The organism is Mycolicibacterium fluoranthenivorans (assembly GCF_011758805.1).
Lineage (GTDB): Bacteria > Actinomycetota > Actinomycetes > Mycobacteriales > Mycobacteriaceae > Mycobacterium > Mycobacterium fluoranthenivorans.
The window spans coordinates 1,703,258-1,718,643 of sequence record NZ_JAANOW010000001.1 but is presented as its reverse complement, the minus strand read 5'-3'; the positions used below and the strand labels follow the sequence as shown (position 1 = coordinate 1,718,643).

General features: G+C 67.1%; 14 protein-coding genes. 7 read left to right on the top strand and 7 right to left on the bottom strand.

All coding sequences use genetic code 11. From position 1 onward, the window contains the following. Positions 1-2 precede the first annotated feature (2 nt). Positions 3-1,469, bottom strand: a complete 1,467-nt coding sequence (locus FHU31_RS08450) for a tyrosine-protein kinase domain-containing protein (protein WP_167157424.1) — start codon at positions 1,467-1,469, stop codon at positions 3-5. 231 nt (positions 1,470-1,700) lie between these two features. On the opposite strand from FHU31_RS08450, the gene FHU31_RS08445 reads away from it, so the two are divergent. Then, on the top strand, positions 1,701-3,125 hold the full coding sequence (locus tag FHU31_RS08445; protein ID WP_167157422.1) for an O-antigen ligase family protein: 1,425 nt from the start codon (positions 1,701-1,703) through the stop codon (positions 3,123-3,125). Here FHU31_RS08445 and FHU31_RS08440 read toward each other — a convergent pair. From FHU31_RS08440 to FHU31_RS08420, 5 genes are all read right to left on the bottom strand, one after another. Beyond that, positions 3,102-4,253, bottom strand: coding sequence for a glycosyltransferase (locus FHU31_RS08440; RefSeq protein WP_167157420.1), 1,152 nt, complete (start codon positions 4,251-4,253; stop codon positions 3,102-3,104). The genes FHU31_RS08445 and FHU31_RS08440 overlap by 24 nt on opposite strands. Next, positions 4,250-5,419, bottom strand: coding sequence for a hypothetical protein (locus tag FHU31_RS08435; RefSeq protein ID WP_167157418.1), 1,170 nt, complete (start codon positions 5,417-5,419; stop codon positions 4,250-4,252). The genes FHU31_RS08440 and FHU31_RS08435 overlap by 4 nt, the downstream gene beginning before the upstream one ends. Next, positions 5,412-6,536 carry a glycosyltransferase family 4 protein gene (locus FHU31_RS08430; protein WP_167157415.1) on the bottom strand — a complete coding sequence of 375 codons (1,125 nt, stop codon included), beginning with the start codon at positions 6,534-6,536 and terminating at the stop codon, positions 5,412-5,414. The genes FHU31_RS08435 and FHU31_RS08430 overlap by 8 nt, the downstream gene beginning before the upstream one ends. Then, positions 6,536-7,216: an acyltransferase gene (locus FHU31_RS08425; protein WP_167157413.1), complete on the bottom strand. Its 681-nt coding sequence runs from the start codon at positions 7,214-7,216 to the stop codon at positions 6,536-6,538. Before FHU31_RS08425 ends, FHU31_RS08430 begins: the two co-directional genes overlap by 1 nt. A 126-nt stretch (positions 7,217-7,342) precedes the next feature. Continuing rightward, entirely contained in the window at positions 7,343-8,527 is a 1,185-nt protein-coding gene (locus tag FHU31_RS08420; protein ID WP_167157411.1) for a glycosyltransferase, read from the bottom strand. A gap of 102 nt (positions 8,528-8,629) precedes the next feature. Between FHU31_RS08420 and FHU31_RS08415 the strand changes: the two genes are divergently transcribed. The 3 genes from FHU31_RS08415 to FHU31_RS08405 are packed head-to-tail and all read left to right on the top strand — an operon-like array spanning position 8,630 to position 11,198. After that, positions 8,630-10,267 carry an acyl-CoA carboxylase subunit beta gene (locus FHU31_RS08415; RefSeq protein WP_167157409.1) on the top strand — a complete coding sequence of 546 codons (1,638 nt, stop codon included), beginning with the start codon at positions 8,630-8,632 and terminating at the stop codon, positions 10,265-10,267. A gap of 50 nt (positions 10,268-10,317) precedes the next feature. Next, a complete protein-coding gene (locus FHU31_RS08410) occupies positions 10,318-10,554 on the top strand; it encodes an acyl-CoA carboxylase subunit epsilon (RefSeq protein WP_263987901.1) in 237 nt (78 codons plus the stop codon). Further along, entirely contained in the window at positions 10,551-11,198 is a 648-nt protein-coding gene (locus FHU31_RS08405; protein ID WP_167157405.1) for a Maf family protein, read from the top strand. The genes FHU31_RS08410 and FHU31_RS08405 overlap by 4 nt, the downstream gene beginning before the upstream one ends. 3 nt (positions 11,199-11,201) lie before the next feature. Here the strand turns inward: FHU31_RS08405 and FHU31_RS08400 are convergent, their stop codons facing one another. Beyond that, positions 11,202-12,101, bottom strand: a complete 900-nt coding sequence (locus FHU31_RS08400; RefSeq protein ID WP_167157403.1) for a DUF4333 domain-containing protein — start codon at positions 12,099-12,101, stop codon at positions 11,202-11,204. 167 nt (positions 12,102-12,268) lie between these two features. Between FHU31_RS08400 and FHU31_RS08395 the strand changes: the two genes are divergently transcribed. The 3 genes from FHU31_RS08395 (at position 12,269) to FHU31_RS08385 (ending at position 15,210) form a co-directional block, all read left to right on the top strand. Next, a complete protein-coding gene (locus FHU31_RS08395; RefSeq protein ID WP_167157401.1) occupies positions 12,269-13,153 on the top strand; it encodes a sulfurtransferase in 885 nt (294 codons plus the stop codon). Beyond that, positions 13,150-13,569, top strand: a complete 420-nt coding sequence (locus tag FHU31_RS08390) for a SufE family protein (protein ID WP_167157399.1) — start codon at positions 13,150-13,152, stop codon at positions 13,567-13,569. Before FHU31_RS08395 ends, FHU31_RS08390 begins: the two co-directional genes overlap by 4 nt. A 204-nt stretch (positions 13,570-13,773) precedes the next feature. Continuing rightward, positions 13,774-15,210, top strand: a complete 1,437-nt coding sequence (locus tag FHU31_RS08385) for a hypothetical protein (RefSeq protein ID WP_167157396.1) — start codon at positions 13,774-13,776, stop codon at positions 15,208-15,210. Positions 15,211-15,386: the final 176 nt, after the last annotated feature.

The following is a 15,386-nucleotide window of genomic DNA, read 5'->3' as shown; positions in this document are numbered from 1 at the left end:
GATTACTCCGGTTGTCCCAGTTGAGCCCGATGGCGTGGCTGACCCGATTCCTGGTCCGCCGCGACAACCGGCAACTGCCCGATCACCTCGGTGGGCTGTCCGCTGTCGGCTGCCGGCGCCTCGGCCTTGCGCTCGGCACGATCCTTGCGATTCGCGGGCTCACCGGTGGCCACGACGCCGATGAGCTCGGCATGAGCGGTCGCCAGGACGGTCAACGCCTTGCGTAAGGCGGCCGCCTTAGTGTGACCGATCCGCGCAAGCAGCAGGGCACCATCGCCCAGCGCCGCGGGCACGGCGCCGTCGGAGTACTTGATCAACGGCGGCGTGTCGATGAGCACGTAGTCGAAGTGCACGCGCAGCTCTTCGATCACCTGGGCGGCTGCGTCATCGCCCCACAACTGGCGACGCGCGGCGGGCAGCGGACCGGCCGGCAGCAACCGGAAATCGCCGACCCGGATGGTCGACTCAGCCAGAGTGGACTGCCTGTCGAGCAGGGTGGTGAGCCCCTTCTCGACCGCCTGAGCGTGCTCGGCCTCGGTCAAACCCAGCAGCTGCGGCAGCGACGGATCGACCAGGTCGCCGTCGACCAGCAGCACCGAGTGACCCGATTCCGCGAGTACCGCGGCCAGGTCGGCGGCGGTGGTCGAACGGCCGTCCCCGGCCGACGGGCTGGTGATGGCGATGACGTGCGGGTGTTTACCGTCCCCGGTGCGCGCGAACTGGATGTTGGTGCGCAGTTCGCGCAGCCGCTCCACGGCCACACCCCCCGCAGCGAGGTCGATGACGCCCGGGCCACCGTTGTTCTCCACCAGGGTGCCGATCAGCGCGCTGTCGGTGACGTCTTCGATGCGCTCCCGGCGGCGCACCCGGGTGTCCGCGACGCCGATGATCGCGGCCAGGACGATCCCGATGGCCAATCCGGCGAGGGCACCCAGCAGGATGCGGGTGACCAGACCGGTGGACTTGACCGGGCTACCGTAACTCGCGTCATCCACCACAATGGCGCCGGCGGCGGGCTCGCCGCCGCGGCGCGATGTCTCCAATTCACTGGTGACTTTGACGAGTTGATCGGCAATGGCATTGGCATAAAGCTGTGCAGTGGCTGGATCCGGGTCTGTTGCCGTGATATCGAGCAACACCGTTTGTGGCAGCGGAACCGCGGTGATCTTCGCCCGCAATTCTTCGACGGTGATAGGCGCTTTCACCTGGTCGATTGCCCGCGCCGCAACCTGTTCGCTGGTGGCGAGCCCCGCATAAGAAAACACCCGTTCCTGTGAGAACAAGTTGTTCTGATAAGCGTCGCCGACCCCGGTACCACTCTGCGTACTGACGAAAAGCCTTGCTGTGGAGGTGTACTCCTGTTTGGAGAACTGGTGCGACACAGCGCCGACACCGGCACCGATCACCGCCGCAAGCAGGACAACCCACCAGAGCCGGCGAAATATCCGCACATAATCACCGACAGCCAACTGGGCACTCCGTTCGCTCTTTGGTCACCATGACGCCCTCACGATAGCGCCCTCGCCTAGCAAAACACACCGGAGACACCTCCCAGGCACACGGTCCCTGTGGCGAATCCAGCGAAGACAATGCGAGGATAGTTCGATGCGAGGGGGACCGCAGATCTGGCAGGAGATGAATCGACATTGAAGCTGCCCGCATATTCACGAACTGAGATTGGTGCGGGGGTTGCCGCCTGTGTGCTGGGACCGCTGGCCGCGATTGCCGTCGCATTGGGCGGCAAACCTGCGGTCATCGCGATCGCCGGCCTGTTGGCCCTGATCGTGGCGGTCTACATCGGGATGCGTCATCCGCTGTGGCTGTACTACGGCACGGTGATCTTCGTCACCGCGTTTCCCTTCGGGTACTTCCCCGGCGTGCACCTGCCGATCTACCTGGTGCTCGGATGCGGGTCCGTGCTGGCCTTCCTGCTGTATCCGCGGGCAGTGCGGCGGCGATCGCCGCTGATGACGGCCGTTCTGGTGTTGATCCTGATGTCCGGACTGTCGATGATCGTGACGTTCTCCGCGCCCGTGAACATCATGGACTTCGCCAAATGGGGCATCGCCACGGGCTTCATGTTCGTCCTGCTGGCACTCCCGAACGACCAGCTGAGAGGGATCGGCAAGGCCGTCGTCTACTCCTGCACGTTCAGCGGCGTGATGGGCGCCATCGCCGTGGCGCAGGGCACGACGAAATGGGTCTACGCGCCGTTCTCGATCATCGGTTACTACGCCGCCGACCGGTTCTACATCACCGGCGGTACCCACACGCTGCCCAAGAGCGGCCGGTTCGACGTCGGCCAGGGTAGCGAGACCTTCCAACGCCTGGGTGGAATGTGGGCGGACCCCAACGCCGCCGGCATCGGCCTGGTGATCGGTATCGCGCTCGCCGCCATCTTGTTCACCGGATGGCAACGGGTGACGCTGATGAGCCTGCTGTCGGTGTGCATCGTGCTGACGCTGAGCCGCGCGGCGCTCTCCAGCGTCCTGGTCGGAGTCGCTCTGGTCTTCATCTTCCACAAGATGCGGTCCCGCGACCGGCAGGTGATCGTCGCCACCCTGTTCATCGCGGCCGCGGCCGCGATGTCGATCCCGGCGGTCCGAAAACGGTTGACGGGCTCACTGGGCGAGAACGACGCCGGTGCATCGGACCGCATCGCCGCGATCCGCGAATTCCCCATGCGCCTGGGTGACCACTGGATCTTCGGGCGCGGTTGGTCACTGCGTGAGTTCAAAGACGGACCGTACGCATTCACCGAGAACTTCGTGTCCAACGCACCGCTGATCGCGGTACACCGCGGCGGACTCGTCGCCGGTCTGTCCTTCGTGGCGGTCATCATCATCGGGTGCGTCGTGGCCGCCAAACTGATCCGAAGCGACTCGCTGCCGTACGCGTTCTTCGGCGGTGTGTTCATGGCGTTCTCGATCATCGCCCTGAACCTGGACCACCCGGTCGTGGTGATCGCACAGATGGCCTTCATGTACACGTTCTTCTTGACATTCCTGCAATACGCCGACGAGCAACGTAAAGCGGGTGCACTCGACTCACCCAAGGCAGCCGCGCCGCTGTCGAAACCTGTTGCGGCACAACAGCCGAAACTACCCGCTACGACCGCCCAATAGCTCGGCGACCGCCCGGTGCGGCCGGTGGTCGGTCCAGTATCGCTGGTTGAGTCGGTACAGCCGGTCACCTGCCTCGGCAGCTCCGGCGTTGTCCAGCAAGTACTTTCGGCACTGCTCGATGAAGGCCGCGTCCCCGTCGAACACACCCAGCCCCAACAGCTCCCCCAGGGAGCCGACGGCTGCGGTGGTCCCCACCACGGGTAGCCCCATGCGCGCCGCATCCAGGATCTTCACCCGCACTCCCCCGCCGGTGCGGATCGGCGCGATCATCGCCCGGCAGGTCCCGAGGAAGCCGGCAAGGTCGTCGACGAAGCCCAGATCCCGTACCCCGGGCGGATATTGGGGCTCGGGGGCGTTGGCCGCCTTGGCGCCGATCACGCACAACTCGGCGCCGTCGATCCCTTCGGCGATCCGCGGCCACAGCCGCAGTGCCTCTTCGAAGGCCTCCTGGTTGGGCGGCCAGTCCCGGGTGCCCATCAACACCAGCCGACGCGGTGTCGAGGCGACGGCGACCTGCATGGCCGGCGGCAGTGTGATGTCCATCCAGCGCGCATCCCGCACCCCGTGGGAGCGATAGAACTGCGCTTCCTCGGCGTCGAAGGTACCCACCGCATCGGCGGCCCGCGCCACCCTCAGTTCGTCGTGGAGCAACCTCCCGACCTGCAGCCGGCCGAGCGCCCCCCGGGTCGCCCGCCACACCAGTGATTCACTCACGTGGGTGTTGACCACGAACCGCGACTTTCCCACCCGCGAGCTGCGCAAGAAGGATTCAGCCATATAGCTGTGCTCGGCAACGTAGATGTCCGCACCGGCGGCGTCTATCGCCGCGACCAGGTCGTCATTGTCGAACCGGGCGTGCACCAGACTCCGCCGGGTCCGCACGACATCGAGGAGCAGGCGCAGGGGCTGCACACCCGATTTGGCCACCCGCACCAGCGGCACCCCCTCGAAGGCCAGCGTCCCCGCCGGTTCGTGGGACAGGCAGATCGCCGACACCTCGAAGGTCTGGGCGGCCAGTTCCATGACCAGACGGGACAATTCGACGTCGCCGCCGTGGTCGGCCACCGGGTCCTTGGACAGCAGGAAACAGGCGGTCGCTCTGTCGGGGTTCGTCTTATCTGGGATCATGCCACCGGTTTCCGGTACAGCACGCGAACATAGATGGCCAACAGCAGGGCGTCGGTGACGACGGCGGCGATGGCCGCGCCGACCGCTCCGGCCCCCACCAGCAGGGCGACCAAGCCCAGCCTGATCGGGACAATACTGAAATTGGCGATCAGCCGGATGCCGTCCCGATGCTGGTTGTAGAGCACCGCCTGGAACACCGTGCTGATCGTGCGCATCGCGCAGAACAGGGACATGATGGTCATCGCGACCGCCAGCTCCTCCGGCACCGCGGGGACCACCATCATGACCAGACCGGTGAGCAGCACCAGCAGTCCGGCCGCCACCCCGAGCAGCACCGTGGCCTTCAATGGCGGGCCGGCCGACACGTGACCGTCGCCGTCGCGCAGCGCCTGGTTGTAGGACATGCCGAAGGTCTGCCCGACCGCGACGATCGCGAGGGTGACCGTGGTGCAGATGCCGTAATAGCCGGCGGTGGTGCTGTTGGTGAGCCACCCGAGCAGCAGCAGATCACCCTGCACGCCGGCCATGATCGCGAACGTCTCGCCGACCAGGATGGCGATCAGCCGCGGTGAGCCCGGGATTCCCGGGCGATGCCGCAATGCGATGGGTCCCACCCACAGGGCGGTCAGCACGTACGGCGCGACCAGGATGGACGTCGCGATCTGCAAGGTGGGGTGCGGTACCGCGAACAGGTAGATGCAGGCCGGTACCACGCTCGCGAACTGCCGCCCGGTATCGATCTGCGCCGCCTTGTGCGGGTGACCGTCGCGCAGCGTGCGACTCTCCCAGGCTTTCAAGGTCAACTCTCCGCCGGAGACGAACAGACCGAACGCGGCGACGTAGTTCACCTCGAGCAGCGCCAGACCGACCGCCATGAAGCCGACGCCGAGCAGATATCGGGTGGCGCGGTCGGACAGGAAATGCTCCTCCGACTCCCGTACCGACCGGACCACGAACAGGTTGTCGATCGGCGACCCGATCAGTGAGTACACCGCGTAGGCCATGGCGTACTTGCCGTAGTCCGCGATACCCAGCTGACCGACCAGCGCCAGCGTCCACACCATCCCGCCGGCGCGGCCGCCGTACATCCAGAACGCCGCCCACAAGGCGTGGGTCAGATGCTGCGTGCCCGGCTTGTGGACGACGGGTTCGCCCGTCTCAGACACCGGCCGACCTGCCGTCGAGGAGTTGTTGCCAGACCGCCACGAACGCCTCTGCGGTGCGCGCTGGCGAACGCTCCTGCCGGGTCCGGTCGGCGTTGACACCCAACTCGGTGAGCCGGGCTTCGTCGTTCAGGAGCGTGCCGACCTCGGTCGCCAACCGGCCGGGATCGGCTCCCGGCGGAACGACCACCACGCCGTGTTCGGGGTCCAGTTCGGCCAGCGACCCGTAACCGGTGCAGACGACCGGCGTGCGGTAGGCCATCGCGTGCGCCACCACCCCGGAGGCGGGATAGGTCTCGGCGTAGAAATGGCGTTTGCCGTACGGCAGTGCGATGGCGCGGACCGAGGCGAAGAAGGCGTCCTCGGCGGCACCGTCGACCCCGCCGAGAATCTCGATACCGTCGGCTCGGGGCAGGTCCTCGGTCCCGCGGCCGGCAACCCGGATCAGGATATCGTCGGGCAGTTGGGCCCGGATCTCGGCGATCTGCTCGAAACCCTTACCGCGATAGACGAATCCGAAGAATCCGACTGCCTTCGGACGCTCCTGGGCGGGCGCGATGACAGGCCGCTCCCGCACCAGATGCGGGATATAGGCGGTGCGGGTACGCGGGTAGGTACGTTCGATCGACTGTCGCCCCCTCTCCGTCAGCGCGATCAGGGTCCGTTCCCCGTACACCCGGCCCTCGATGGCCCGCGACAACGGGCGCAAGGGGTAGTGGATGCCGTGGGTGAGCAACCGTGACTTGGCGATGAACCGCGGCCGGGCCAGGAACCACAAACCCTGGGGCGGATCGTGGATGGTGGCGGTCACCGGCACTCCGGACAGGCCCGCAACCGCCCAGAAGGTGGGCATCACCCCGGTCGACAACTCGGCGTGCACCAGGGTCCGGCCGGGGGGCCCGTCGGCCACCAAGGTGCGCACCCGGGCCCGATGCCGGCGCACGTCGGCCAAGGTGTCGATGCCCGGGCCGGCGGTGCGTTCCTCGACGACCTCGCCGAAATGCGGGCGCAGCGCCTCCACCAGGTCCTGGGCGTAGTCGCCTACTGCGGTCTGCCCTTCGTCGGGGGCGACGAAGACCAGGCGGTGGTCGTGCAGCGAACCACCGAGCACACGCCCCATCAGTAGAACGGCGGGGGTCGGCGAGTGTTGGTGTACAGCAGCACGTCTGGATCCCGTTTGCCGATCACCTTGGCAGGCACCCCACCGACGATGTTCAACTCGTCGACGTCCTTGGTCACCAGCGCCTGCGCGGCCACCACCGCGCCGCGGCCGATCAGCGACGGCAGGACCATCGCCCGACTGGCGATCCACACGTAGTCACAGATCACCGTCGGAATCGGCACCGGCAGGAAGTCCGGGTGATTGACGTCGTGGCCCCCACCGATGATCTGCACATCGCTGGCGATGGTGACCTGGTTGCCGATATAGATGCCGGCGCGTGCGTCCAGCATGCAGCGGAAGCCGATGGCCACCCCGTCACCGATGGTCAGATAGGCCGGATCGAGGACGGTGGTGCCGCGCAGAATGTGGGTGTGTTTGCCGATCTTGGCCCCGCACAACCGCAGAAACCCAAGCCGGATGGCGTGCGACGGGATGTAGGTGATCAACAGATTGAACACCAACTCGCCGATGCGGTTCTTCGCCTTCGGAACGAAGCCGATGCCCTGCATCTTGTACTGGATCACTCGGTTGTTCTCGTCGAGAACCCATTCCGACTCCGGGGCCATCCTCAGCGCCGGAGCGGCGGCCTTCTTCCGGGCTATATCAGCCGGATCTGCCGAAGCCGGTTCACGAAACATGAATCACTGCTCCTTGTCGACGAATCGCGTCAACCATAGCGACCGGTGCGCCGATCCGTCGGCCGCATGCCCGGGGTCGTCGCTGCGAGTCGGCAATCGCACCGGCACCCGGCGGCCGGGTGTTCGTCATCGCGCGACGAGCGCGTCGACCGCCTCATGAAGACGTTCGGCGTAGCGCTGCTCGGTGAACTGGTCGGCGTGCTTGCGGATGACCTGCGGATCGAAGCTCTGGGCGTCGAATCGGTCCAACGCCGCGGCGATCGAATCGGCCTGCGGCTCATCGAAGAATGTCCCGGTGACACCGTCGACCACGGTGTCCAGGAATCCACCCCAACGCAGCACCACGGCGGGTTTGCCCCAGACCGCGGCCTCGATCGGCGTCAGACCGTAGTCCTCGTAGCTGGCCGCGATCAGCGCCCGGCACGACTGGTACAGCCAGGCCATCTGCGCATCGGTCAGGTCGGATAGCAGCGCCACGTTCGGTGTACGGATCTGCTCGATGTGGCGCGCCTCGGGGCCTCGGCCCACCACCACCAGCCGACGGTCGCTGCCGGCAAATGCCCGCACCACCTTGTCGACGTTCTTGTACGGCAACAGCCGGGACACACACAGATAGAACGGCTGGTCACCGGTGGCCCACTGCTCGACCTCGCCGACCGGTTCCACCTCGACGTCGGTGCGCATCGCGACCGGCGAGGGCAAGACGTCGGCATCTATGCCATAGACGTCGTGGATCCGGTCTTTGATCATCGTCGAGACCGCCAGATACCGGTCGACCGTCCCCGCGGCGCGGCGATCCCATGCCTTCAACGGGGGCCCGGCGACCTTCAGCAGCGCGCGTTTGAGCCCGTCGCCCTCGTCGTTGAGGTACATGTCCGTCGTGTACAGCCAGTGCGCCGGTGTGTGACAGTGCACCAGCTTGGCGCCGTTGGTGCGGAACCCGTGGGCCCAGCCGCTGCTGCTGGTGACCACGACGTCGGCGTCGACGAACATCGACGAGGCCGCCGCGGGCAGGAGCGGCAGTGCCGCGCGGTGGTGCTTGCGCAACACCGGGATCCGGTTCAGCGGCGAGACCCGCACATCGCGATCGGCGAATTCGGGGTAGGTACCGGCCGGGTGGTAGAGCAACGTGTAGATCGGCGCATCGGGGAAGGCCCGACTCATCGACAACACGACCTTCTCGGCACCACCACGTTGCGTCAGGTAGTCGTGAGCGATGACCACGCGGGGTCCATCCACTCCGTCGTAGCGGCGCTGAGCCTTCACGTGGGCGTTCCTCTCCAGGTGAACGGGCCAGTTGGCGCCCACCATGGCAGCCACCCTACAAAACCGGAGCTCTGTGGCAAGCCGGCGTGAAACGCCCAAACCGCACCCAACTATCCGCGTTCTTAGGGAACCGTTAATATCGGGACCATGACGAGCGTTACCGATCCTCCCGCACCGGCCGCCCCGCACGTAATCGATATCCACACCACCGCCGGCAAATTGGCTGACCTGCGCAAGCGCGCCGAGGAGGCCAAGCACCCCGTCGGCGAGGCAGCCGTCGAGAAGGTGCACGCGAAGGGCAAGCTGACCGCTCGCGAACGCGTGCTGGCACTGCTCGACGAAGGGTCGTTCGTCGAACTCGACGCGCTGGCCAAGCACCGCAGCACCAACTTCGGGCTGGCCGAGAACCGGCCGGTCGGCGACGGTGTGGTGACCGGTTACGGCACCATCGACGGCCGCGACGTGTGCATCTTCAGCCAGGACGCCACGGTGTTCGGCGGCAGCCTCGGCGAGGTGTACGGCGAGAAGATCGTCAAGGTCCAGGAGCTGGCCATCAAGACCGGCCGCCCGCTGATCGGCATCAACGACGGCGCCGGCGCCCGCATCCAGGAGGGTGTGGTCTCGCTCGGCCTGTACAGCAAGATCTTCCGCAACAACATCCTGGCCTCCGGCGTCATCCCGCAGATCTCGCTGATCATGGGTGCCGCGGCCGGTGGGCACGTCTACTCCCCCGCCCTGACCGACTTCATCGTCATGGTCGACCAGACCAGCCAGATGTTCATCACCGGCCCGGACGTCATCAAGACCGTCACCGGCGAGAACGTCACCATGGAGGAGCTCGGTGGCGCACACACCCATATGGCCAAGTCGGGTACCGCGCACTATGTCGCCTCCGGCGAGCAGGACGCCTTCGACTACGTCCGCGATCTGCTGAGCTACCTGCCGTCGAACAACTACGCCGATCCGCCGCGCTTCCCGGCGCCGCCGCACCCGGGCGCCATCGAGGACAACCTCACCGCCGAGGATCTCGAGCTCGACACGCTGATCCCGGATTCGCCCAACCAGCCCTATGACATGCACGAGGTCATCTCGCGCATCCTCGACGACGACGAGTTCCTCGAGGTGCAGGCCGGGTACGCGGGCAACATCGTCATCGGCTACGGCCGGGTGGACGGCCGCACCGTCGGCATCGTCGCCAACCAGCCCACCCAGTTCGCCGGCTGCCTGGACATCAACGCCTCCGAGAAGGCGGCCCGGTTCATCCGGACGTGTGACTGCTTCAACATCCCGATCGTGCTGCTGGTCGACGTGCCGGGCTTCCTGCCGGGTACCGACCAGGAGTACAACGGCATCATCCGCCGCGGCGCCAAGCTGCTGTACGCCTACGGCGAGGCGACGGTCGCCAAGGTCACCGTGATCACCCGTAAGTCCTACGGCGGCGCGTACTGCGTCATGGGATCCAAGGACATGGGCGCCGACGTGGTGGTGGCATGGCCGACCGCGCAGATCGCCGTGATGGGCGCCTCGGGTGCGGTGGGCTTCGTGTACCGCAGCCAGCTCAAGGACGCCGCCGCCAAGGGCGAGGACGTCGACGCGCTGCGGCTGGAGCTGCAGCAGGACTACGAGGACACCCTGGTGAACCCGTACGTCGCAGCCGAGCGTGGTTATGTCGACGCGGTCATCCCGCCGTCGCACACCCGCGGCTATGTGGCCACCGCGCTGCGGCTGCTGGAACGCAAGATCAGCACGGTCCCGCCGAAGAAGCACGGGAACATTCCACTGTGAGCGGCGCGAACGATTCTGCTGCGGTGAGCGGCGCGAACGATTCTGCTGCGGTGAGCGACGCGAACGAAGCCACGAACCACGAGCCGCACATCAAGGTACTCAAGGGCAACCCGACCGCCGAAGAGCTCGCCGCACTGATCGGCGTGCTCTCCGCGGCGGGCGGTGGGCCCGCGGACACCACCCCGGCCGCCATCGACCTGTGGGGGCACCCGGTCGACCGGTTGCGCTACACGGTGCACAGCTGGCAGCGGATCACGCTGCTGGAGCGGCAACACATGCGGCGATGACGCGAGTTGTCCTGGGCTCGGCCTCTGCGGGCCGGCTCGGGGTACTCCGGCACGCAGGCATCGAACCGCTGGTGCTGGTCTCCGATGTCGACGAGGACGCCATCATGGCGTCGTTACCAGGCGCGCCCGCCGCGGAGGTGGTGCTGGCCCTGTCCAGCGCCAAAGCCGACCGGGTGGCCGGATCGCTGGATGCCGAGACGGCCGCGGATTGCGTGGTGATCGGTTGCGATTCGATGCTCGAAGTCGACGGCCGACTGCGCGGCAAGCCCGGCAGCATCGAGGCAGCCAGGGCGCAGTGGCAGTCCTGCGCGGGCCGTCCCGGAATCCTGCACACCGGGCATACCGTGCTGCATGTGCGCGATGGCCAGGTCGTCGGCCGGGGCGTCCAGACGGCCTCCACCACAGTGCATTTCGCAGACCCCGAGCCCTCCGACCTGGAGGCCTATCTGGCCAGCGGTGAGCCACTCTGGGTGGCGGGCGGCTTCACCCTCGATGGTCTCGGTGGTTGGTTCGTGGACCGCATCGAGGGTGATCCGTCGAACGTGATCGGCCTCAGCCTCCCCTTGCTGCGCACCATGCTGGCGCGGTTGGGGCTGAGCGTGGCGCACCTGTGGACCGCCAATCCGGCGCCACAGCACAGCTGAAAATTACTGTGCTGGAAGCACTTTGAAAGTGGCGCTGCCGTTCACCACGGAAGCCACCACCAGCAGGTAGTTCTGTCCCCGGCCCGCGGTCACCGCGGTGCACGGCAGGGTGGCACCGACGGAGATGGGCATGTCACCGGCGCAGCTGGCCGAGTCCGGGACCTGGCCGGTTTGCCGCAACTGGGCAAGCAGCGCGCCTTCGGCGACAGCCTTGGGCAGGGTCGCGCCCAGGCCACCGTTGGGCGCCAGCACCGGGCCGCCACCGGGCCCCGGCGGCGGAGTGCCGGTCGGCGGCTGCGCCGGATCACTCCCCTGGGCCGTCGCCAGCCCGTAGTCCATCGCCAGGCCCTGCACCTTGGTGACCACCACCGCCTGTCGGGTGGCCGCCCCCGCAACGGTGACATTGCAGTACGCCGTCGCCCCCACCTTGCCGTCCAGGTCCGATTCGCAACTCACCGAGTCCGGGGCGGTCTGGGTCGAACGATTGACCATGTCGGCGACCGACACCGCGAGCTGGCTCTTGCTCACCGACGGTGTCATCGCGTAGTTCACCTCGCTGCCTTTGACGCCCGTCACCGCGATGGCGATCTGAAAACTGTTCACCGCGCTGACGGTGACGTCACAGCGGACCGACTGCCCGACCTGGCCGATCAGATCTTGCGGGCAGGCCACCGACTGTGGGGTCACCCCGGAGCGGGCGAGTTGATCGACGACCACCTTCTGCAGCGCCTCTTTGGCCACCCGCGGGCCGCTCGCGGGCTGACCGGGGGCGCCGCTGGTCGTCGTCTGCGTGCCACTGGCGGCGGGTTGCCCGGGCACCGTGCTGGTACAGGCGGCGATCACCGCGCAGGTCGCCACCGCCGCGATCCCGGCACCTGTTACTCGGATCACTCTCACGCCCATGGCCGCCCATTGTGCCCTGACCGCCGGCCGCACCGGTGAGCCGACCGCCCACCGGTGCGCGGCACGAGAGGACGACGACTTCGGGCAGTCCCCCGGGCCACTGTCGGCGGCCCGCCTGGATCAGGCCTGTCCTCCCGCGCGCCACGCTGCGTGAGTAGGCTCGGACCGTGCCATTAGCCGCAGATCCCGATCCTGCCCTCGCCGCCTATGCCCACCCGGAACGCCTGGTCACCGCTGACTGGCTCTCGGCCAATCTGGGCCGCCCCGGGCTCGCCATCGTCGAGTCCGACGAGGACGTGCTGCTCTACGACACCGGCCATATCCCGGGTGCGGTGAAGATCGACTGGCACGTCGACCTCAACGATCCGACCGTCCGCGATTACATCGATGGCGCCCAGTTCGCCGACCTGATGAACCGCAAGGACATCTCGCGCGAGGACACCGTCGTGATCTACGGCGACAAGAGCAACTGGTGGGCCGCGTACGCACTCTGGGTGTTCACCCTCTTCGGGCATCCCGACGTGCGCCTGCTCGACGGTGGCCGCGACCTGTGGGTCTCGCACGGCCGGGACACCTCGCTGGAGGTACCCACCAAGCAGACCACCGGATATCCGACGGTCGAACGCAATGACAGCCCCATCCGGGCGTATCGCGACGATGTCCTCGCCGCGCTGGGCACCCAGCCGCTCATCGATGTCCGGTCCCCGCAGGAGTACACCGGCGAGCGCACCCACATGCCCGACTACCCGGAGGAAGGCGCCCTGCGCGGCGGCCACATCCCGACGGCGGTGTCGATCCCCTGGGCCAAGGCCGCCGATGAGAGTGGTCGGTTCCGCAGCCGCGCCGAACTGGAGAAGCTCTACGGTCACCTCGGTGCCGACGACAAGACGATCGTGTACTGCCGCATCGGCGAGCGGTCCAGCCACACCTGGTTCGTGCTGACCCACCTCCTGGGGCTGCCCGGGGTACGCAACTACGACGGTTCGTGGACCGAATGGGGTAACGCCGTGCGGGTGCCGGTGGCGGTGGGAGAAGAGCCCGGTTCGGCATGAGCGCGATGCCCTCCGCGCTCGCCGAGGTGGTCGCCGAGTTCCAGGAGATGACGGGCCAGGACAAGCTTGCGCTGCTGCTGGAGTTCGCCAATGAGCTGCCACCCCTGCCCGCCCACCTCGAAGAGGCGGCGATGGAGCCGGTTCCCGAATGCCAGTCACCGTTGTTCCTCGATGTGGACGCGGCCGACCGGGACGCCGTGCGCCTGTACTTCAGCGCACCGGCCGAGGCCCCGACCACCCGGGGCTTCGCCGCCATCCTCGCGGCGGGGCTGGACGGCCAGTCGGCATCCGACATCCTGGCCGTGCCCGACGACTTCTACGCCGATCTGGGGCTGGCCGCGTTGATCAGCCCGCTACGCCTGCGCGGGATGTCTGCCATGCTCGCCCGGATCAAACGGCGCCTGCAGACGGCGTGACTCGGCTTCGCTGAGCCCCTCGTCCCCAGCCGGCGCGCCAAGCCCGTACTGTGCGGCTGCTCATGAAATACACAGCGAGTGGCAACATTGACGCTTCCGTCATGCCAGAATGCTCCATGAGCGCAGGTTCGGCAAAGATGCCGCCCGCCTACGGCAACAGCCGGACACAAGACGAGGAAGCAATCACGAAAGGTCCCCGCCTTCATGGACCGGCAACACAGAGACGTCATCCTGTACGAACTCAACGAGGTCCCGTGGGATGTCGTGGAGATCTACGTCAACAGGCGCCCGGAGTCACATATCGCCACGCTCCTGCGGGAGGGGCAATCGCTGACGACCGTACACGAGGACCGCGAAGAGCATCAGGGCCTGCAACCGTGGCGCACGTGGCCGACGCTGCACATGTCGACCTACGACCACAATTCCTTTGACCTGGGGCAGGACCCGACGACGTTCCGCGGCGAACCGATCTGGGACGTGGCCGAGAGCGCCGGCCTCTCGGTCGGCGTGTTCGGCCCTATGCAGAGTTGGCCGGCCCGTCGGTTCCGGCACGGCGGCTTCTATATCCCGGACACGTTCAGCCGGGATGCCAAGACGTTTCCGCCCACCCTGGAGACCTTCCAGACGTTCAACCTGGCGATGACGGGCGAGAACGGGTTCTCCCCGGACGCCGCCATGCACCCCAAGGCGCTGGCAGCAACCGCGGCCACCCTGGTGCGCCAGGGTCTGACCCCGCGCTCCATGGCCACGCTGGGCACCCATCTGGTCAAGGAGCGCGTCGACCCCCGCTACAAGGCGTTCCGTTCGGCGATGCAGGCGCCACTGAGCTTCGACCTGTTCTGGAAACTGCACCGCACGCACCAGCCGCGCCTGAGCGTGTTCTTCACCAACCACGTGGCCGGCATGATGCACCGCTTCTGGGGTGACGGCATGCCCGGTTACACCGAGCGGTTCGAGTACACCTCCGATGACGTGTACGGCAGCTTCATCATCGCGGCGATGGACATCGCCGACCGGCAGATCGGACGCATACGCAAATACCTGGCCAAGAACCCGGACTCGATGCTCGTCGTCTCGGCGAGCATGGGTCAGGGGCCGGTCGCGGTTCCCGAACTCAGCGACCACATGCACGTCGTCGAGGACTACACCTTGCTCGCCGAGTCGCTGGGGCTACGCCCCCTCGGCCCGGGGCTGGCGATGTATCCGATGGTGTCGCTGGTGTTCGACACCGAGGACGATGCCCGCGCGGCGGGGCCGCCGCTGGCGTCGGTGTCCGTCGAAGGCAAGGGCCCGCTCTTCGCGCGTATCCGGGTCGAGGGCAAGACGGTGACCTTCGGCATCGATTACATGCTGGGCTGCGAAGACTCCGCCATGTTGCGCTTCCGCCCCGGCAACGGCGAGTCGGGCGAGGTCGTCGCCCCGCCGGAGAAGCTCGGCCTCACCCGGCAACCCCGGATCGGCGGCATCAACACCGGCTACCACATCCCGGAGGGAATCCTGATCGCCGCGGGCGCCGGCATCGCACCCGACCCGTCGCGCAAAGAGGTGGATGTGCTCGACGTGGCACCGTCACTGCTCGCCAATGCCCTGGGCGTGGAACCCGTCGCATCGATGCAGGGCATCCCGTCGTTGTTCGCCTGATTGTCGTCACCCCGTGCCGGCGGTGCCCGACCGGGCGCCGCCAGCGTCGTATCGGGGCCGACCTGCGCAGCAGGTCAACGTACTCGTCAGTAACTACATGTGTTTACCGAAATGGCAACGGTGGCTTGACAATTTTTCGGGGTGCCGACTCGCCACCCCCGGAATTGGACGCATAC

Coding starts and splice junctions, on each gene's coding strand:
- FHU31_RS08400 (WP_167157403.1), bottom strand. CDS start 12,101: ATGGGCGTGAGAGTGATCCGAGTAACAGGTGCCGGGATCGCGGCGGTG.
- FHU31_RS08425 (WP_167157413.1), bottom strand. CDS start 7,216: ATGTTTCGTGAACCGGCTTCGGCAGATCCGGCTGATATAGCCCGGAAG.
- FHU31_RS08385 (WP_167157396.1), top strand. CDS start 13,774: ATGGACCGGCAACACAGAGACGTCATCCTGTACGAACTCAACGAGGTC.
- FHU31_RS08420 (WP_167157411.1), bottom strand. CDS start 8,527: ATGGTGGGCGCCAACTGGCCCGTTCACCTGGAGAGGAACGCCCACGTG.
- FHU31_RS08440 (WP_167157420.1), bottom strand. CDS start 4,253: ATGATCCCAGATAAGACGAACCCCGACAGAGCGACCGCCTGTTTCCTG.
- FHU31_RS08430 (WP_167157415.1), bottom strand. CDS start 6,536: ATGGGGCGTGTGCTCGGTGGTTCGCTGCACGACCACCGCCTGGTCTTC.
- FHU31_RS08390 (WP_167157399.1), top strand. CDS start 13,150: ATGAGCGCGATGCCCTCCGCGCTCGCCGAGGTGGTCGCCGAGTTCCAG.
- FHU31_RS08415 (WP_167157409.1), top strand. CDS start 8,630: ATGACGAGCGTTACCGATCCTCCCGCACCGGCCGCCCCGCACGTAATC.
- FHU31_RS08405 (WP_167157405.1), top strand. CDS start 10,551: ATGACGCGAGTTGTCCTGGGCTCGGCCTCTGCGGGCCGGCTCGGGGTA.